This window comes from Stenotrophomonas ginsengisoli, assembly GCF_001431485.1.
Classification (GTDB): Bacteria; Pseudomonadota; Gammaproteobacteria; order Xanthomonadales; family Xanthomonadaceae; genus Stenotrophomonas; species Stenotrophomonas ginsengisoli.
On sequence record NZ_LDJM01000020.1, the window covers coordinates 19,099 to 37,299 of the forward strand.

Genomic DNA, 18,201 nt, shown 5'->3' on the forward strand with positions numbered 1-18,201 from the left:
CGCCGCGCACCGTTGGAGCCGTTTTGTGAACCAGATTCCGCCACTGCCCGAAGCCAGCACCGCCCCGCCCCTGCCGCCTGAAGCACCCGTGGTGGAGGACGTGTCCATCCACAGCAGCAGCGTGCCGACGCACTGGCAGCAATTGCCGGTGCGTGGCGCCCGGGTGGCAGCCATCGCCGGCGCGATCGGCATGGCCATCACCCTGGCGGTGCTCACCATCCCGCTCAGCCTGCTGCTGGGCCACGCCCATGGCTGGCTGTGGAAACTGCCGCTGGCCCTGGTTGCCGGCGCCGTACTCGGCGCCTGGCTGTCCTGGCGCCGCCACCGCCGCACCAGCTGGCGCCTGGATGACCACAGCCTGGCCGTGCGCCGCACCCACCTGTGGCACAGCGACACCCGCGTGCCGCGGGCCCGGGTGCAGCACCTGGATGTGCGCCGCGGCCCGCTGGAACGCAGCATCGGCCTGGCCACCCTGGTGGTGCATACCGCCGGCAGCCGGCTGGATGCGGTGTCGCTTTCCGGGCTGGAACTGGCCGATGCCGAGACCCTGCGCGACCTGCTGGCGCGCCCTGACGAACACGACGGCCTGTGAGCACGCCACCACCCCTGCCGCCGTTGCCGGACCGCGAACAGCTGCTGCATCCCTGGTCCTGGCTGTTCGTGCTGCTGGCCCAGCTGCGCCAGTTCCTGTTTCCGCTGGTGGCCCTGCTGGTGTTCGGCCAGCGCGCGGCCAGCCGCGATGACAGCTACCAGATGGTGAGCATGGTGATCGTGGCCGCGGTGCTGGTGGCCATCTCGCTGCTGCGCTACTTCACCTACCGCTATGCCATTGGTGATGACCGCCTGAGCGTGCGTTCGGGCCTGCTCTCGCGCAACCGGCGCGAGATCCCGTTTGCCCGCATCCACAATGTGGCCGTCCAGCAGAACCTGCTGCACCGTCTGTTCGGGGTGGCCGAGATCCGCCTGGAATCGGCCGGCAGCAAGCATCCGGAAGCAGAAATGCGGGTGCTGCGCCTGGACCAGGCACTGGCCCTGGAGCAACTGGTACGCCAGCACGGCCGCCGCCCGCAGGCCGACGTCGATGCCCCCCCCGCCGATGTACTGGCCGGGCACGCGACGACCGGCCCATCGGCCCTGCCCGCCAGCCACACCCTGCTCGCCCTGCGCAGTGCCGACCTGATCCGCTTGGGCCTGGTCTCCAACCGGGGCATGGTGCTGGTGGCCGCCGCCATTGGCGCGGTGTTCCAGCTGGTGCCGCGCGAGGTGGTCGGCGATTTCATCAAGGCCCATGTGCGCGAAGCGGCCGGCATGGCCAACGGGGTCAGCCTTTCCACCACCAGCTGGGTGGTGGTCGCCACCCTGTTCGTGCTGCTGGTGATGGTGATGACCCGGCTGCTCTCCATCGCCCTGGCCTTTGTGCAGTACTACCGTTTCACCCTGAGCCGTGGCGATGGCCGCCTGACGGTGGAACGCGGCCTGTTCTCGCGCTCGCGTTCCAGCGTCGGTGAGCGCCGCATCCAGGCCTGGAGCCTGCATCAGGGCATCATGCAACGCTGGCTGGGCGTACAGCAGCTGAAGGTGGACATTGCCGCCGGCAATGCCGAGGACAGCAACAGCCGCAGCCTGCGCGAACTGGCCCCCATTGCCAGCCAGGCCGATTGCCAGCGCCTGCTGCAGGACCTGGCCGGGCAACTGCACTGGCCGCCACCGCAGTGGCAGGCGGTGGCCCCGCGCCAGGCCTGGCGGCTGTGCCTGCCGGCGCTGTTCTGGCAACCGCTGTTGATCACCGCGCTGTGGCAACTGGCCGGCAGCTGGGCCCTGTTGCTGCTGTGCTGGCTGCCGTTCACCGCATGGCGGGCATGGCGCACGGCGGCCTTCATGGGCTACCACGTCGACACCCGGGCGGTGATGGTGCGCGGCGGCTGGCGCCAGCGCTGGTGGCGCATGGCCCAGACCAGCAAGGTCCAGGGCCTGCGCCTGCAGCGCTCGCCACTGGACCGCCTGTGCGGCACCGCCAGCGTGCTGCTCGATACCGCAGGCAGCAGCCTGGGCGGGCCGCGCCTGCGCCTGCAACTGTTGCCCTTGGCCCGGGCCGAGCAGTTGCTGGAGCAGCTGTCCGCACAGATCAGCCGCCCCAGGGACACCGTTTCAACGCACGCTGCGGCCCCAGTAGCCCAGATCCTTGCGGATCTGCAGGCGGCGCAGCCAGGCTGAGGCCGGCTTGCGTCCCAGCGGGCCCAGCTGGCCAGCCAGCAGGGCCTCGGCCGCGTCGATCACCCGCTGCGAGGAGTCGCCATCGCGCCAGGGGTGGATGCTGTCGGCATAGGCGGCAATCCGCGCCATGTGCGCCGGCTCGTGCGCCAGCGCCCGTTCCAGCATGGCCGGCAACAGCGCCGGCTGGTCGAAGTCGAGCATGTAGTCTTCCGGCACCCGGTTGCGGAAGGTCACCACCGGCTTGTGCTGGACCAGGAACTCCGAAACGATCGAGGAGGTATCGGACACCAGCACATCGGCGGCACGCTGCGCGGCCATCACCTGTTCGGGCTCGATGAAACGTGCGTTGTCGCCGGCCAGTGCGCGGTAGCGGGCGAACAGCTCCTCGCTGCACTTGGGATGCAGGGTCAACAGCCAGTAGCGCTGACCACTGGCGATGTCGGCCGCAATGGCCTGCAGCAGGTGCGGGGCCGCGCTCAGACGCTCGGTGAAGGTGGAACCGAACAGCACCACCGGCCGCCCACCGGCCGGTGCACGCAGCGCCGCTGCCGCCCCGCCGTCATCGCGGAACAGCGGATCCAGCTTGGGCCAACCGGTTTCCACCACCTTGAAGTGCCCCTGCTGCTGCGCCAGGGCGGCGAACGGCGCGGTGGTGGCCGGGCCTTGCGTACAGTACAGATCGAACAGGCCGCGCACCCGGAAGTGTCCACGGTTGTCTTCGCGCTTGCGCACATTGAAGCCATGGAACACCTGCACCTTGGCCCCGGCAATGAACGGCGGTACCCAGTTGGCGGCCGAAAACACCGCCCGCGGCCGCAGGGCCAGCGCCTGCTCCAGGCTCACCGGGCTCACCCCATCGAGCTGGCTGCCGGCCGCACCACCCTCGAACCAGCTGAAGGCGCGGTCGCCACGGGCGTGCAGTCGGGCCGCCAACGGGGCGAGAATAGGCAGCGCATAACGCTCCGTGGCAAACAGCAGGTAATCGGCCATCTCATGTCCTCATCGACCGCCCCCAACGAACGGCCTCGCATTTCGGCCTGCATTATCACGTTCAACGAGGCTGACCGCATTGCCGATTGCCTCGCCTCACTGGACTTCTGCGATGAGCTGATCGTGGTGGACTCGTTTTCCACGGATGACACCGTGGCCATCGCCCAGGCCCACGGCGCCATCGTGCACAGCCGCCCCTTCACCGGCTTCCGCAACCAGAAGGACTTTGCCGTGGCCCAGGCCCGGCATGACTGGGTACTGTGCCTGGATGCCGACGAGCGCATCAGCACCGAGCTGCGCAGCGCCATCCTGGCCGCGCGTGATGGCGGCTTTGCCGGCCACGCCGGTTACCGTTTTGCCCGCCTGTCGGAGTATTTCGGCAAGTTCCTGCGCCACGGCAATGCCTACCCGGACCGGGTCATGCGCCTGTTCGACCGCCGCCAGGGCGGCTGGCGCGGTACGCGCGAGATCCACGAGGCGGCCAGTGTGGATGGCGCCGTCGGCACCCTGCGCGGTGACCTGATCCATTACCCCTACCGCTCACTGATGCAGCAGCTGGCCAAGACCCAGCGCTATGCACAGATGATGGCCGAGCACGAATACGCCCGCGGCAAGCGCGCCACCCTGGCCAAGCTGGTGCTGGCCCCGGCCTGGCGCTTCTGGCGCGGCCTGCTGCTGCGCGGGGGCTGGCGTGATGGCTGGCACGGCCTGGTCTACGCCTATGTGCGTGCCAACTACGTGCGGCAGAAGACCATCATGCTGTGGATGCTGCACAACGGTGCCGCGGTCAGCGACCCGGCCAAGACGCCGCGCTGAGTGATCCGTTGGCCGCCTGCTCCTGCAGGCGGTCCTGCCGCGCCAGCTGGCCCAGGCCGGCCAGCACCCCGACCAGGCAGGCATACAACCCGGCGGTGATCTGGTGGGCAAACATCGACTGGGTCAGACCGCACACCACATACACCACCACCACGCCGATACCGGCCAGCGCCGGCCCCTGCTGTGGCCGGCCCGCCTGCCACCACAGGCGCGCGAACAGCAGCAGCGGAATGCCGTAGACGGCCAGCAGGCCGATGATGCCGGGAATGCCGCGGGTGGCCGCCCATTCGGCCAGGTCGTTGTGGGCGTGCTCCAGGTGGCAGCGGTGCAGATCCTCGCTCGCCTGGCGGCAGACCGGCAGGCGCTGCATCGCCGTATCGAACTGGCCCAGGCCAACGCCCTGCCAGGGCTGCGCCTTGAAGGCCTGCCAGGCCACATGCAGGCGCTCGTAGCGCGCGCCAGCGGAGCTGTCCACATCGCCGCGCTGCAGGCGCTGCCAGTCCTGGGCCAGCTCGTCCAGACGCACCTGCTCGCGCAAGTCCGGGCTGGCCACCAGGGCACCGGCCAACAGGGTCGCGGCCACGGCCAGCACCGCAAAACGCCGCCGCCAGGAGCCACGGTCACCACTCAGCACCGCCAGCAGCAACACCATCGCCATGGCCGGCCAGACCCCACGGCTGCCAGTGAGCATCACCAGCAATGCCGTGGCCAGCACGGCCAGCAGCACGGTGAGCAAGCGTGCCGGCGGGCGGCAGCAGATCACCAGCACCAGCAGCACCACGGCCACGTCAGCCAGCACGATGGCATTGGTCCAGGCTTCCGCCCGCACCGCCCCGCCCAGCACCTGGAGCATGGCCACCAGCAGGCTGGCCAGCAGACCGACCACCGCACCGGACCACAGCAGACGCTGCGGCAGGCGCAGGGCATACACCCAGCAGGCGGTCCACGGCACCACCAGGAAGCGGACCAGGTTGTCCAGCTCACGCAGCGGCACATCGGCCTGCCACAGCGACAGCACGCCCAGCCCGACCTGCAGTACGGTCAGCAACAGCAGCGGCGCCAGCAGCGGCCATGGCAGTGGACGGCGCCACAGCGTGCCGATCCCCAGCACACTGGAGAGCAGCAACAGGCAGCCGAACGGTAACAGGTTGACCGGCGTGGCCACCACCATGGCCGGCAGCACCAGCAGCGCCAGCAGTGCCACGCGTTGCGCCCAGCCGGCATCACGCCATTGCTGCATGGCCTGGGCAATCCCCGAACGAACCTGTACTGCGCTGATCACTTGCGTTCCTTCGGGTCTCAAAGCTCATCATCGGCCGGGCCCTGGGCCTGGCGCACTTGCTGGCGGTCAGCGGCACTGGCCTGGCAGGGCCGGTGCACCGCATCTGCGGGCACCAGCCACCACTGCCGGCGGTTGGCCGTACCGACAAATAATGCCTGCTCACGGTCGATGCAGGAAAGCATCAAGGGCTGCTGCAGCAGCAGCCAGCGCCGTGCGGCGTGCTGGTCCTGCCATTGCAGGGCATCGTCCAGCTGCAGCAGCCAGTCACGCTTGAAGCCAAAATCGCGCACCGGGCGGTCGGCCATCAACAGGTTCTGCTCCTTCCAGCCCACCAGGGCCAGCTCGGCTTGCGGCCCAACCAGCTGCCCGGCCCGCGTCATCACTCCACGCGCGGAGCTGGAGTCATTGAGCAAGGGATAGGCCAACAGGCCATACACCACCCAGACCACGCCCAGCAGCAGCACCCAGGCCTTGTGCGCATTGCGCCAGCCGAACCACAGCAACCCGGCCATGCCGCCTGCGCCCATCGCCAGCACGCACCAGGCCAGGGCAGTGACCTGGCCGGCAGAGATGCCGCGCTGGGCCACCAGGCGGGTCTCGAACCCCGGCTCACCACCCAGCACCGCCAATCCGGCCGCCAGCAGGGCCAGGCTGACAACGCCGGCCACCAGCGCCAGCAGGGCCTGCACGTCGCGCCGGCGCAACAGCCCCGCCGCCAGCGGGGCCAGGGCCAGGCAGACCATCGGCAGGGCCGGCAGGATATAGACATCCCGCTTGCCGTCAGGGATGGAGAAAAACAGCAGCAACAGGGCCCACCAGGCCAACGGCAGCAGGTAGCGCGCGTCGCGCCGGCGCAGCCGCCGCCACCAGGCCGGCACTGCCCACGGCAACAGCAACAGGGTCGGCAACCACATCGTGGCCATGGTGCCGAGGAAGTACCACAGCGGCTGGTGGTGGTCCCAGGACTGCGCATAGCGCTTGGCCGTCTGCCGCAGCAGGATGTCATCCAGGTAGGCGCGGTACTCGGGCAGGCCGGTGGCCAGTGCCTGCACCGCCACCGGTACCAGCCACAGGCCGATGGCCAGCAGGAAGCAAACCGGCCCCAGCCAGAAACGCGGGTTGCCGGCATGCACGCGCACCCCGCGCCAACCGGCCAGCGAGGCCAGCGCCGCCGGCACCAGCATCAGCAGGGCCAGCACCCCCACGCCCTTGGTGATCACCCCCAGCCCGGCGGCAAACCAGCCCAGCGCCCACCAGCGCCAGGCCGGGCCCAGCAGCAGGTGGCGCAGCAGGCCGTAGTTGGCCACGGTGATGAACATCATCACCAGGGGGTCGATCTGCGCCTTCTTGGACTGGAACACGAACTGCAGCGCCAGCAGCAGGCCCCAGGCCGCATACAGGCCGACCTGACGGTTCCACAACCGCCGCCCCAGGTCGTACACGCAGCCCAGGGTCACCAGCGCAGCCAGCAGCGAGGGCAGCAGGAAGGCCACTCGCCAGTTGCCCAGCACGCTGTACAGGGCCGCCTGCCACCACATCAGCATCGGCGGCTTGTCCGAGTACAACTCGCTGCCACGGTGCGGGAACCACCAGTTGCCGCTTTCCACCATCTGCCGCGCGACCAGGGCGAAGCGCGGCTCGTCCGAAGGCCAGGGGTCACGCAGGCCCAGGCCCGCGCCAAGGATCAACAATGCGACCAGCCAGAACAGCCACAACGAAGAGCCTTGAGCGCGCATGCCCGACATCCGGAAGGGTTATTGGCTGATTTTGTTCACGACTGCGTAAAAGAATCCATCACGCCCATCCTCGCCCGGCAGCCACTGCCGGCCGGCCGCACAGGCGTGGCCGAAGGCTTCGCCCGGATCGGCGAAAACCGCATCGGCATGACGCTGCAGGAAGGCAGCCACCTGCGCGGTGTTCTCCGCCCGCAGGATCGAGCAGGTGGCATACACCAGACGCCCGCCCGGGCGCAGCATCGTCCACGCCGCATCGAGCAGGCGCGCCTGCAGCTGCAGCAAGGCAGCAATGTCCTGCTCGCGCCGGTGCAGGAGCACGTCGGGCTGGCGGCGGATGATGCCGGTGGCCGAACACGGCGCATCCAGCACGACGGCATCAAACAACTGGCCATCCCACCAGGTTGCCGGCGCGCTGGCATCGGCGGCCAGCACCTGGGCCTGCACCCCGGTACGGGCGAAGGTCTCGCCCATGCGGCGTGCCCGGCGCTCGTCGATGTCCATGGCCAGCACCTGCAGCTGCGGCTGGCGCTCGAGCAGATGGGCGGACTTGCCACCGGGAGCGGCGCAGGCATCGAGCACCCGCGCGCCAGCCGGCAGGTCGGCCAGCAGGTCAGCCAGTTGCTGGGCCGAACCGTCCTGCACCGAGACCACCCCCTCGGCAAAGCCGGGCAGCCCGGTCACCGGCACCGCCGCCGGCAGGTAGATCGCATTGGCCAGCTCAGGGGCCAGCTCGGCCACCACACCGGCCTGCTGCAGCTGGGCCAGGTAATCGGCCGCGGTGCTCTTGCCGGCATGCACGCGCAGCCACAGCGGCGGCTCTTCCAGGCTGGCAGCGAAGATCGAGTCAGACAGGCGCGGCCAGTCGGTGGCAATGGCATCGGCCAGCCAGTGCGGGAAGGCATTGATCGGCGAGGCCGGCGGGATGCCTTCGCGCTGTACCCGGCGCAGCAGCGCATTGACCATGCCGGCCTGATGCGAGCGGCCCATCCTGTGCGCGGCCTGTACGGTTGCCGACACGGCCGCATGGTCAGCCAGCTTCAACGCATCGAGCTGGGCGAAACCGGCCAGCAGCAGCGCTTCCAGATCGGCATCGCGCGCACCCAGCGGGCGTGGCATCCAGCCATTGAGGGCACGCCGGTAGCGGCCACGCTGGCGCAGTGCGGCCAGGCAAATGGCTTCGAGCAGGGCGCGGTCGCGGCTGTCGCCCAGCTGCTGCTGGGCCGGGCTGAGCACGGCCTTGAGCGAGCGGCCGTTGGCGCACACGTCCTGCAGCACCCCGGCAGCGAGCACACGCAGCTCGGTACCCGGCACATCCAGATGGGTCGGCGCCGGGCGGCTGCCACCGGCACGATCATGACCACGACGCTCCTGGCCACCCTGACGGTTGCCCGCCGGCTGGCCTGGGTTGCCGGGACGGCCCCGCCCCTTGTACAGGTTCATGCGCCCACCTGCAGGTCACGCCGGGCATTGAGGTAATCGGCCGCCGATACCGGCTTGCCGCCTTCGCGCTGCACCACCAGCAGGCGCAGGGCGCCGTTGCCGCAGGCAATGTCGATCCCGGCCTTGGTCGCCGCCAGCACGCTGCCGGCGGGCATCCCCGGCACACCCGGCACGGCCTGGGCGGCATGGATGCGCACGCGCTCGCCGGCCAGCTGAGCCTCGGCCACCGGCCACGGGTTGAAGGCACGCACCTGGCGCTCCAGCACGATGGCATCGGCACTCCAGTCCAGGCGGGCCTCGGCCTTGTCCAGCTTGTGCGCGTATTCCACGCCGGCCTCGGTCTGCGGCCTGGCAAGCGGACGCAGGCCGGCACGCAGCAGGCCCAGGCCATCGGCCAGCACCTGGGCGCCCATGGCCGACAGCTTGTCGTGCAGGCTGCCACCGGTTTCATCGGCGGCCAGTTCCAGGGCCTGCTCCAGCAGCACCGGGCCGGTATCCAGGCCCTTCTCCATCTGCATCAGGCCGACACCGCTGTGGGTATCACCGGCCTGGATGGCGCGCTGGATCGGCGCCGCACCGCGCCAGCGCGGCAGCAGCGAGGCGTGCACGTTCCAGCAGCCATGGGTGGGAATGTCCAGCACCGCCTGCGGCAGGATCAGGCCATAGGCCACCACCACCATCAGGTCCGGCTTGAGCGCGGCCAGCTCGGCCTGGGCCGCCTCGTCGCGCAGGCTCAGCGGCTGGTACACCGGCAGGCCACGGGCAAGGGCGGCCTGCTTGACCGGCGAGGCGGCCAGGCCACGGCCACGCCCGGCCGGGCGGTCAGGCTGGGTGTACACAGCCACCACTTCGTTGTGGCGGGCGGCGGCGGCCAGGCAGGGCACGGCAAAATCCGGGGTACCGGCGAAGACAATTCTCATACGGGCTCCAAAAACACCTGCGGCGCCACTACCGGCGCCGCAAGGGTCAAGACAAAGGGCCGGCGCAGCAGCAAGGCGCGCACCGGCATCGGGTCAGGCAACGTGCTTGCGTGCCTTGGCCAGCTTCTTGCGCACCATCTCGCGCTTGAGCGGGGACAGGTAGTCCACGAACAGCTTGCCGTCCAGGTGGTCCATCTCGTGCTGGATGCACACCGCCAGCAGGCCGTCGGTGGTCAGTTCCTGGTTCTGCCCGGCACGGTCGATGTACTGCACGGTGATGGTGTCGGCACGGGTCACATCGGCAAAGATGCCCGGCACCGACAGGCAGCCTTCCTGGTAGACCTGGCCGCCCTGCTTGTCCACGATCTGCGGGTTGACGAAGACCATCGGCGCGCTGTGGTCCTCGGTCAGGTCAATGACCATGAAACGCTGGTGCACGTCCACCTGTGCGGCGGCCAGGCCGATGCCCGGGGCGTCGTACATGGTTTCAAACATGTCATCGATCAGGGTCTGGAAGGCCGGGGTGGTCACTTTGGCCGGGTCTACCAGCGCACCCTTGGTACGCAGGCGCGGGTCGGGGAACTCGAGGATCGGCAACAGGGCCATGGCATTAACCTTTGATGATTCGGGCAGCAAGTTGTGAGCTGCATTGGGCAATTCTACTGCCTCAGCTTGCGTTGCGCCCCGATATCTGGACTATAGTGGGTCAACCTGTGGGGAATCAGGCAGATCGCAAACATGCTGAGTCAAATTCGTACGGTCGCCGCTTGCGCGATGCTGACCGTTGCCACCTATGCTGCCGCAGCACAGGTGAATGAGGGGCATCCCACCACGTACGTCGTCCAGAAGGGCGACACGCTGTGGGATATTTCTGCGCGTTTTCTGAAAAAACCGTGGCTGTGGCCGGAAATCTGGCAGGCCAACCCGCAGGTCCAGAACCCGCACCTGATCTACCCGGGTGACGTGCTCTCGCTGGCCTATCTGGACCGTGTCGTGGCCCAGCCGGGTCCGCGTGCCGAGGCACCGATCAATGCGATCCCGCTGGCCCAGGTCGAACCGTTCCTGAAGGACCTGCAGGTGGTGGACAGCTTCGAGCACCTGCCGCGTGTGGCCGGGCTGGAAGACAACCGCCTGCGCGCCAGCGCCGGCCAGAAGGCCTACGTCACCGGTCTTGACGGTGCCCAGGTCGGCCAGCGCTACGCCGTGGTCCGCCCGACCGTGCGCTACGCCCTGCCGGAAACCACCGTTGACCTGGATGCCCGCGGCAAGCACGTTGCCGGTGCCGGCAGCCTGTGGGCCAACTACGTTCCCACCTCCGAGCGCAAGGAAGCCCTGGGCTTCGAACTGGCCAAGGTCAATGTCGGCACCATCACCGCCCTGCCCGGCGGCCAGGTGGATGTGGCAACCCTGGCCCTGGAAGACAGCGGCCGTGAAGTGCGCGCCGGCGACCGTCTGATCCCGGTCCAGGCCCAGCCGTACGACCTGCAGTTCATCCCGCACCCGCCGTCCGCCCAGGCCCTGGGCACCGACGTGCGCGTGCTGGCCGTCACCGACATGTTCACTGCCGGCGGCAGCCGCGACGTGATCGCCATTTCGGCCGGCTCGCGCGATGGTGTGGACAACGGCACCGTGTTCTCGATCTGGCGCAACGGCTCGCACGTGGCCAACCGCCACGAGTACCCGGGCTCCTCGCGCATGGACGATGGCCTGCGTGATGGCAGCGGCCGCATCAGCCTGCCCGATGAATACGCCTCCCACGCCATGGTGTTCCGCACCTATGACAAGGTCAGCTACGCGCTGATCATGGAAGGCAGCAAGCCGACCCGGGTTGGCTACAGCCTCAAGCACCCGGACGCGCAATAAGCGCATTCCTACCTGCTTGCACAACGGCGCCCTAGGGCGCCGTTGTTGTTTGCGCGGCACTGTGGGCCCATGCACCGGCCCCTTGCCCACGACGATCCCACCACGGCCCTGCTGGCCCTGATCCTGGCCGGAGGCCGCCTGGCTCCCCGGCGCCGCCTGCTCATCGACTGTGGCGATGCCGTATCGGCGCTGGCGGCAGGGCGCGCCCGCTGGCAGGCCGCCGGCCTGGACCGGCGCCAGTGCCAGGCCCTGCTCGCCCCGGACGCCGATGCCCTGGCCCACGCCCGGCAGTGGCTGGCCGCCAGCCCGCAGCACCGGCTGATCAGCCTGGTCGATGACGCCTTCCCGGCCCTGCTCGCCCACGCGCCCGAGCCCCCGCTGGGCCTGTTCGTGGCCGGTGATGCCGACCTGCTCTGGCAGCCGATGGTGGCCATCGTCGGCAGCCGCAGCGCGACCCCATCCGGCCAGGCCATCGCCGGCAACCTGGCCCGGCAGTTGTGCGCCCGGCAACTGTGCGTGGCCAGCGGCCTGGCCGCCGGCATCGATGCCGCCGCCCACCGGGCCAGCCTGCAGGTGGCCGGCAACAGCGTGGCCGTGGTCGGTACCGGGCTGGACCGTTGCTACCCGGCCGGCCATCGTCATATGCAGGATCAACTGGTCCAGCACGGCGCGGTGATCAGCGAATATGCCCCCGGCACACCGCCGCGGGCGGGCAACTTCCCGGCCCGCAACCGCCTGCTGGCCGGGCTGAGCCTGGCCGTGATCGTGGTCGAGGCGGCGCAGCGCTCCGGGGCGATGATCACCGCCCGCCTGGCCAGCGAGGCCGGCCGCGAGGTATTTGCCGTGCCCGGCAGCCCGCTCAACCCCTTGAGCCGCGGCTGCAACCGGCTGTTGCGCGACGGCGCCGGGCTGCTGGAATCCATCGACGACCTGCTGCCGACCCTGCCGCCGCTGCTGCGCCTGCTCGGCACCAGCCTGCCCGGCCAGGCCCTGGACCCGGCCAGCGCCGACACCTTGCCCCCCGTCCTGGTCAGCGGCCCGGTCCTTGATGAAACTGAACAACGACAGGTCTGGCAGGCCCTGGACCTGATTGGCGTTGACCTGGATGAACTGGGACAACGCAGCGGTTTGACGGTGGCCAGGCTATCGGCCATCCTGCTGGACTTGGAATTGGCCGGCTGGGCCCTGCAAACGCATGGCCGATGGCAGCGTGCCCCCACGCCGCCTTCCACCACCGCGTCGATCGACGCAGGCTGAGGTTAATGAAAGAGAGCATTCTTGACGTCCTGCTGTACCTGTTTGAACACTATTTCAGCGAGGACGGCAGCCTGGCCCGGGACCGCGATTCGCTGCAGGGCGGCCTGATCCAGGCCGGCTTCAGCCCGGCCGAAATCAGCAAGGCCTTTGATTGGCTCGATGGACTGGAAGCGGAGCGTCCGCTGCTGGACCGCCCGCGCCTGGACCTGCCGCTGCGCCAGTTCCACGGCCCCGAGCTGGACCGTCTGGACGTGGAATGCCGTGGTTTCCTGCTGTTCCTGGAACAGCACGGCGTGCTGGATGCCGACCAGCGCGAGTTGGTGATCGAGCGGGCGATGGCCCTGGACCAGGACGAACTGGACCTGGATGACCTGAAGTGGGTGGTGCTGATGGTGCTGTTCAACCGTCCGGGGGCCGAAGCGGCCTATGCCTGGATGGAAACCCAGATGTTCGTTGACGAGCCCGAAGCGCTGCACTGAGCACCTTCACGACCACTGCCGCGGGGAAGGGCATGTCCGACTGGTACTACTCCATTGACCGCCAGCAGCCCAGCGGGCCGGTCGACACCGATCACTTGCGCGCGATGCTGGCCAATGGCCGCTTGCCCGTCGGCGCCCTGTTCTGGCGCGAGGGCCTGCCGCGCTGGCACAGCGCCGCCGAACTGGCCGACGAACTCGGCCCGCAACGCCCGGCCGATGAACCCAGCGCATCCATCCTGCCGCCGCAACTGCCACCGGCCATGCCGGCATCGTCGGCCTACCCGGAACAGCGCAGAGTGTCGCCATCTACGGCCAAACCACGCCGTACCGGCCTGATCATCGCCCTGGTCGCGGGCGGCCTGCTGCTGGCCGCGATCCCGCTGCTGGGCATCCTGGCCGCCATTGCCATCCCCGCCTACCAGTCCTATACCGAGCGCGCCAAGGCCGCAGCCACCCTGGCCGCCCTGGCCCCGCTGCAGGCCCAGGTCATCGCCTTCCACCAGGCCAACGGCCACTGCCCGGCCCAGGACAGCCCCGGCTTCAAGGCCGCCGATGCCTATGCCGATGCACAGGCCTACCTGGCCGAAGTGAGCGTGATCACCGCCGCCAACGGCCACTGCGGCCTGGCGGCGCGCCTGCACGGCCTGCACCGGGATGCCGACAAACGCCAGGCCTGGCTGTGGCTGGAGCACACCCCGGCCGACAACGGCTGGATCTGCCGCAGCACCCTGCGCGATGCCCAGCTGCCGGCCCATTGCCAGCGTTGATCAGGCAGACGCGCCGTGATCGGCGCCACAAATATTGACAAAAGCTGAACCAATGGCATTGTTTGCCGTGCATGGATGCCCCGTGCCTGCCATCAAGGCTGTCCTCCATCCCTTTTGTGAAGGAAATACAAATGATTCAGTGGTACTACGCCGATGAGCAGCGTCAACGCCATGGGCCGGTTGAAGACCGAGACATCCGTGCGCTCTACCAGCGTGGCGAGCTCAATGGTCAGAGCCTGGTCTGGCGTGAGGGCCTGTCCGAGTGGGCGCCACTGGAAAGCCTGGCCGAAGAGCTGGAACTGCAGCGCACCGCGCCGGCTGCCAGCGGCGGCATTGACCTGCGCGCCGACCTGGCCGCCATTGCCAACGGCACCGCTCCGCTGCCCGGCACCGGTGGCGGCACCCATTCGCCGTATGCCGCCTCCAGCACGGCGATGGGCAGCGGCCATGGTGTGGTCCATGGCGACGGCCCGATCGTGCATGCCGGCCTGTGGCGCCGTTTTGCCGCCTCCATCATCGACAGCTTGATCACCTCGGTGGCCAGCTACATCGTGCTGATCCCGCTGGCCCTGATCCTGGGCATGGGCATGGGCGAGATCATGGGTACGGAAAGCTCCGGCGCCTCGGTCCTCTTCATGCTGGCCCAGTACGCGCTGGGCATCGGTATCCCGGCAGCCTATTTCGGCTGGATGCACTCCTCCACCTCGATGGCCTCGCTGGGCAAGATGGCCGTGGGCATCAAGGTCTGCCGCACCAATGGCGAGGGCATCAGCTTTGCCCGCGCCATCGGCCGCTACTTTGCCTACACCCTGTTTGTCCTGTTCACCTGTGGCCTGGGCGCGCTGATCTCCGGCCTGATGGTGGCCTTCAGCCAGAACAAGCAGGCCCTGCACGACATGATCTGCGACACCATCGTGGTGGACCGCTGGGCCTTCACCGACCAGCCGGAACTGCAGCGTGAGGGTCTGGGCACGGCCACCATCGTGATCCTGTCGCTGTTTGCCCTGCTCATCGTCGGCGGCATCGTGCTGGCCGTGGTGGCCGGCGCCGCACTGGCCTCGATGGGCGGTTGATTTGCACCAATGCTTGACAGGCCCACCCCGGGTGGGTTCACTGGTAGGCAAATCTCAAGCCGACGCCCGGGTCTCCCCCGGGCGTCGCGCTATCTGAAAACCCGATCCCACCCCGCTGTTCACCCCGTTATCGCAGTTCGCTGGCGACCCTGACCCGCGTCCAGCCCCTGCAGGCAGACCTACCCACACCATGGCCAAAAACCTGCTCATCGTCGAATCGCCCGCCAAGGCCAAGACGATCAACAAATACCTCGGCAAGGACTTCACCGTCCTGGCCTCATACGGCCATGTCCGCGATCTGGTCCCCAAGGAAGGTGCCGTCGATCCGGACAACGGGTTTGCGATGCGCTATGACCTGATCGACAAGAACGAAAAGCACGTCGACGCCATCGCCAAGGCCGCCAAGAGTGCTGACCATATCTATTTGGCAACCGACCCGGACCGCGAGGGTGAGGCCATCAGCTGGCACATCGCCGAGATCCTGCGCGAGCGCAAGCTGGTCGGCGACAAGCCGATGCAGCGGGTGGTGTTCACCGAAATCACCCCGCGCGCGATCGGCGAGGCGATGACCCAGCCGCGTGAAATCGCCGGCGACCTGGTCGATGCCCAGCAGGCCCGCCGCGCCCTGGACTACCTGGTCGGCTTCAACCTGTCCCCGGTGCTGTGGCGCAAGGTCCAGCGCGGCCTGTCCGCCGGCCGCGTGCAGAGCCCGGCGCTGCGCATGATTGTCGAGCGCGAGGCCGAGATCGAGGCCTTCATCGCCCGCGAATACTGGTCCATCAATGCCGACTGCGCGCATCCGCGCCAGCCCTTCGCGGCCAAGCTGGTCAAGCTGGACGGGCAGAAGTTCGAGCAGTTCACCATCACCGAGGGCGACACCGCCGAGGCCGCCCGCGCCCGCATCATCAAGGCGGCCGCCGGTTTCCTGCATGTCACCGACGTGGCCAGCAAGGAGCGCAAGCGCCGTCCGTCGGCGCCGTTCACCACCTCCACCCTGCAGCAGGAAGCCTCGCGCAAGCTCGGTTTCACCACCCGCAAGACCATGCAGGTGGCGCAGAAGCTGTATGAAGGCGTGGCCATTGGCGAGGAAGGCACGGTCGGCCTGATCTCCTACATGCGTACCGACTCGGTGCACCTGTCGGTGGATGCGGTGGCCGAGATCCGCGATGTGATCGCCCGCGACTACGGCACCGCATCGGTGCCGGACAAGCCGGTGGTCTACAACACCAAGAGCAAGAACGCCCAGGAAGCGCACGAAGCGGTGCGCCCGACCTCGGCCTTGCGCACCCCGGCCCAGGTCGCCAAGTACCTCAGCGATGACGAGCGCAAGCTGTACGAGCTGATCTGGAAGCGCGCCGTCGCCAGCCAGATGATCCCGGCCACCCTGAACACCGTCTCGGTGGACCTGGCCGCCGGGAGCGAGCATGTGTTCCGCGCCAGCGGCACCACCGTGGTGGTACCGGGCTTTTTGGCCGTGTACGAGGAAGGCAAGGACACCAAGAGCGCCGAGGACGAGGACGAAGGCCGCAAGCTGCCGGCCATGCAGACCGGCGACCGCGTGCCGCTGGAGCAGATCGTTGCCGACCAGCACTTCACCCAGCCGCCGCCGCGCTTCACCGAAGCGGCCCTGGTCAAGGCGCTGGAAGAGTTCGGCATCGGCCGTCCGTCCACCTACGCCTCGATCATCCAGACCCTGCTGTTCCGCAAGTACGTGGAAATGGAAGGCCGCAGCTTCAAGCCGACCGATGTCGGCCGCGCCGTCTCCCACTTCCTGTCCAGCCACTTCACCCGCTACGTGGACTACGACTTCACCGCCAAGCTGGAGGACGAGCTGGATGCCGTCTCCCGTGGCGAGGAGGAATGGATCCCGCTGATGGAGAAGTTCTGGGGCCCGTTCAAGGAACTGGTGGAGGAAAAGAAGGAATCGGTGGACCGCTCCGAGGCCACCGGTGCGCGCGAGCTGGGCATCGACCCGGCCAGCGGCAAGCCGGTCAGCGTGCGCCTGGGCCGTTTCGGGCCGTACGCGGCCATTGGCTCCACCGCCGAGGATGCCGAGGAAAAGCCCAAATTCGCCTCGCTGCGTCCGGGCCAGTCCATGCACACCATCTCCCTGGAGCAGGCGCTGGAACTGTTCCTGATGCCGCGTGCCCTGGGCGAGGACACCGATGGCACCCCGGTCAGCGTGGGCATCGGCCGCTTCGGCCCGTTCGCCAAGCGCGGCAGCACCTATGCCTCGCTGAAGAAGGAAGATGACCCCTACACCATCGACCTGGCCCGGGCGATCTTCCTGATCGAGGAAAAGGAAGAAATCGCGCGCAACCGCATCATCAAGGAGTTCGCCGCCAGCGGCATCCAGGTGCTCAACGGCCGCTTCGGCCCGTACATCAGCGACGGCAAGCTCAACGGCAAGATCCCCAAGGACCGCGAACCGGCCTCGGTGACCGAAGCCGAAGCGGTGCAGTGGCTGGAGGAAACCGGCAAGCCGGTGCGCAAGGGCTTTGGTGCCAAGAAGGCGACCAAGAAGGTAGCCGCCAAGAAGGAACCGGCTGCCAAGAAGGCCGTGGTCAAGAAGGCGGCGAAAAAGGCCGCCAAGAAGGCCACCAAGAGCGCCACCAAGAAAGCGGTGAAAAAGGCGGTCAAGAAGGCGGTGGCCAAGAAGGCCGCCGTGGCCACCGACGACGCCCCGCCGTTCTGAGCCACACGGTTCAGAGCCGGCGGCGGATAATTGCCCCAGCACAGGCCCCGCTTGCGGGGCCTGTTGCGTTTTCCTCCCTGAACTTCCCACTGACGACGGACACCTGTGATGCACGAGATGACCCTGGACAGCGTGAGCGGCCTGCTGCAGGCCGGTGGCGTGATCACCTACCCCACCGAAGCGGTCTGGGGCCTGGGCTGCGATCCGTCCAACGAGGCGGCCGTGCACAAGGTGCTGATGCTCAAGCAACGCCCGATCGAGAAGGGCATGATCCTGGTCGCCGCCGACCCGGCCCAGCTCGATGGCTGGGTGCGCCTGGATGCGGTGCCCGAACAGCGCCGGGCCGCGGTCCTGGCCAGCTGGCCCGGCCCCAATACATGGATCGTGCCGGCCGGCCCCAAGGCCCCGCGTTGGATCACCGGCGAGCATGAAGGCATCGCCGTGCGGGTCTCGGCCCACCCGCTGGTGGCCGCCCTGTGCCAGGCCTGGGGGGGGCCGTTGGTATCGACCAGCGCCAACCTGGCCGGCGAGGAGCCGGCACGCCGCCGCAGCGGACTCGATCCGCGCCTGCTGGCCCAGCTGGACGGGATCGTCGATGGCCAGGTCGGCAGCAACGCCCAGCCCACCACCATCCGCGATGCACTGAGTGGCGCCACCCTGCGCGCCTGA

15 protein-coding genes and 1 pseudogene are annotated in these 18,201 nt (G+C 68.5%); 10 read left to right on the forward strand and 6 right to left on the reverse strand.

Annotated elements, in window-relative coordinates:
• The first annotated feature begins 25 nt into the window (after positions 1 to 25).
• Together ABB30_RS08350 and ABB30_RS08355 are read left to right on the forward strand one after the other, a co-directional pair.
• On the forward strand, positions 26 to 592 hold the full coding sequence (locus ABB30_RS08350; RefSeq protein WP_425477388.1) for a PH domain-containing protein: 567 nt from the start codon (positions 26 to 28) through the stop codon (positions 590 to 592).
• Positions 589 to 2,133: pseudogene (locus ABB30_RS08355) on the forward strand (PH domain-containing protein); the annotation flags it as partial. The gene ABB30_RS08350 and the pseudogene ABB30_RS08355, both read left to right, overlap by 4 nt.
• A gap of 15 nt (positions 2,134 to 2,148) precedes the next feature.
• On the opposite strand, the gene ABB30_RS08360 reads toward ABB30_RS08355, so the two are convergent.
• Entirely contained in the window at positions 2,149 to 3,204 is a 1,056-nt protein-coding gene (locus tag ABB30_RS08360; RefSeq protein ID WP_057637848.1) for a CDP-glycerol glycerophosphotransferase family protein, read from the reverse strand.
• Between the two features lie 3 nt (positions 3,205 to 3,207).
• On the opposite strand from ABB30_RS08360, the gene ABB30_RS08365 reads away from it, so the two are divergent.
• Complete coding sequence (locus ABB30_RS08365; protein WP_057637849.1) at positions 3,208 to 4,020, forward strand: glycosyltransferase family 2 protein; 813 nt, start codon at positions 3,208 to 3,210, stop codon at positions 4,018 to 4,020.
• Here ABB30_RS08365 and ABB30_RS08370 read toward each other — a convergent pair.
• From ABB30_RS08370 to def, 5 genes are all read right to left on the reverse strand, one after another.
• On the reverse strand, positions 3,992 to 5,302 hold the full coding sequence (locus ABB30_RS08370; RefSeq protein ID WP_245626462.1) for an O-antigen ligase family protein: 1,311 nt from the start codon (positions 5,300 to 5,302) through the stop codon (positions 3,992 to 3,994). The two genes, ABB30_RS08365 and ABB30_RS08370, sit on opposite strands and share 29 nt — an antisense overlap.
• Positions 5,303 to 5,319: 17 nt before the next feature.
• The gene (locus tag ABB30_RS08375; RefSeq protein ID WP_152980647.1) at positions 5,320 to 7,038 is read right to left on the reverse strand and encodes an ArnT family glycosyltransferase; all 1,719 of its coding nucleotides are present in this window, start codon (positions 7,036 to 7,038) and stop codon (positions 5,320 to 5,322) included.
• An 18-nt stretch (positions 7,039 to 7,056) separates the two neighbouring features.
• Positions 7,057 to 8,478, reverse strand: a complete 1,422-nt coding sequence (gene rsmB, locus ABB30_RS08380) for a 16S rRNA (cytosine(967)-C(5))-methyltransferase RsmB (protein ID WP_083489767.1) — start codon at positions 8,476 to 8,478, stop codon at positions 7,057 to 7,059.
• Positions 8,475 to 9,398, reverse strand: a complete 924-nt coding sequence (gene fmt / locus ABB30_RS08385; protein ID WP_057637852.1) for a methionyl-tRNA formyltransferase — start codon at positions 9,396 to 9,398, stop codon at positions 8,475 to 8,477. The genes rsmB and fmt overlap by 4 nt, the downstream gene beginning before the upstream one ends.
• Positions 9,399 to 9,491: 93 nt before the next feature.
• Positions 9,492 to 10,004 carry a peptide deformylase gene (gene def, locus ABB30_RS08390; RefSeq protein WP_057637853.1) on the reverse strand — a complete coding sequence of 171 codons (513 nt, stop codon included), beginning with the start codon at positions 10,002 to 10,004 and terminating at the stop codon, positions 9,492 to 9,494.
• 132 nt (positions 10,005 to 10,136) lie between these two features.
• Here def and ABB30_RS08395 point away from each other — a divergent pair, with 132 nt between their 5' ends.
• The 7 genes from ABB30_RS08395 to tsaC all read left to right on the forward strand — a co-directional run bounded on the left by ABB30_RS08395 (position 10,137) and on the right by tsaC (position 18,201).
• On the forward strand, positions 10,137 to 11,261 hold the full coding sequence (locus ABB30_RS08395) for a LysM peptidoglycan-binding domain-containing protein (RefSeq protein WP_057637854.1): 1,125 nt from the start codon (positions 10,137 to 10,139) through the stop codon (positions 11,259 to 11,261).
• 69 nt (positions 11,262 to 11,330) lie between these two features.
• Positions 11,331 to 12,518: a DNA-processing protein DprA gene (gene dprA, locus ABB30_RS08400; protein WP_057637855.1), complete on the forward strand. Its 1,188-nt coding sequence runs from the start codon at positions 11,331 to 11,333 to the stop codon at positions 12,516 to 12,518.
• A gap of 5 nt (positions 12,519 to 12,523) precedes the next feature.
• The gene (locus ABB30_RS08405; protein ID WP_057637856.1) at positions 12,524 to 12,997 is read left to right on the forward strand and encodes a DUF494 family protein; all 474 of its coding nucleotides are present in this window, start codon (positions 12,524 to 12,526) and stop codon (positions 12,995 to 12,997) included.
• 32 nt (positions 12,998 to 13,029) lie between these two features.
• Positions 13,030 to 13,764 carry a DUF4339 domain-containing protein gene (locus ABB30_RS08410; protein ID WP_057637857.1) on the forward strand — a complete coding sequence of 245 codons (735 nt, stop codon included), beginning with the start codon at positions 13,030 to 13,032 and terminating at the stop codon, positions 13,762 to 13,764.
• A gap of 131 nt (positions 13,765 to 13,895) precedes the next feature.
• On the forward strand, positions 13,896 to 14,837 hold the full coding sequence (locus ABB30_RS08415) for an RDD family protein (RefSeq protein ID WP_057637858.1): 942 nt from the start codon (positions 13,896 to 13,898) through the stop codon (positions 14,835 to 14,837).
• A gap of 190 nt (positions 14,838 to 15,027) precedes the next feature.
• Positions 15,028 to 17,532, forward strand: a complete 2,505-nt coding sequence (locus tag ABB30_RS08420) for a DNA topoisomerase I (RefSeq protein WP_057637859.1) — start codon at positions 15,028 to 15,030, stop codon at positions 17,530 to 17,532.
• A 105-nt stretch (positions 17,533 to 17,637) separates the two neighbouring features.
• Positions 17,638 to 18,201, forward strand: a complete 564-nt coding sequence (tsaC, locus tag ABB30_RS08425; protein WP_057637860.1) for an L-threonylcarbamoyladenylate synthase type 1 TsaC — start codon at positions 17,638 to 17,640, stop codon at positions 18,199 to 18,201.

Excerpts from the sequence above, each read along its gene's own strand:
- ABB30_RS08360 (WP_057637848.1), bottom strand. The coding sequence starts at position 3,204 with ATGGCCGATTACCTGCTGTTTGCCACGGAGCGTTATGCGCTGCCTATT.
- ABB30_RS08365 (WP_057637849.1), top strand. The coding sequence starts at position 3,208 with ATGTCCTCATCGACCGCCCCCAACGAACGGCCTCGCATTTCGGCCTGC.
- ABB30_RS08375 (WP_152980647.1), bottom strand. The coding sequence starts at position 7,038 with ATGCGCGCTCAAGGCTCTTCGTTGTGGCTGTTCTGGCTGGTCGCATTG.
- rsmB (WP_083489767.1), bottom strand. The coding sequence starts at position 8,478 with ATGAACCTGTACAAGGGGCGGGGCCGTCCCGGCAACCCAGGCCAGCCG.
- fmt (WP_057637852.1), bottom strand. The coding sequence starts at position 9,398 with ATGAGAATTGTCTTCGCCGGTACCCCGGATTTTGCCGTGCCCTGCCTG.
- def (WP_057637853.1), bottom strand. The coding sequence starts at position 10,004 with ATGGCCCTGTTGCCGATCCTCGAGTTCCCCGACCCGCGCCTGCGTACC.
- ABB30_RS08395 (WP_057637854.1), top strand. The coding sequence starts at position 10,137 with ATGCTGAGTCAAATTCGTACGGTCGCCGCTTGCGCGATGCTGACCGTT.
- dprA (WP_057637855.1), top strand. The coding sequence starts at position 11,331 with ATGCACCGGCCCCTTGCCCACGACGATCCCACCACGGCCCTGCTGGCC.
- ABB30_RS08405 (WP_057637856.1), top strand. The coding sequence starts at position 12,524 with ATGAAAGAGAGCATTCTTGACGTCCTGCTGTACCTGTTTGAACACTAT.
- ABB30_RS08410 (WP_057637857.1), top strand. The coding sequence starts at position 13,030 with ATGTCCGACTGGTACTACTCCATTGACCGCCAGCAGCCCAGCGGGCCG.
- ABB30_RS08415 (WP_057637858.1), top strand. The coding sequence starts at position 13,896 with ATGATTCAGTGGTACTACGCCGATGAGCAGCGTCAACGCCATGGGCCG.
- ABB30_RS08420 (WP_057637859.1), top strand. The coding sequence starts at position 15,028 with ATGGCCAAAAACCTGCTCATCGTCGAATCGCCCGCCAAGGCCAAGACG.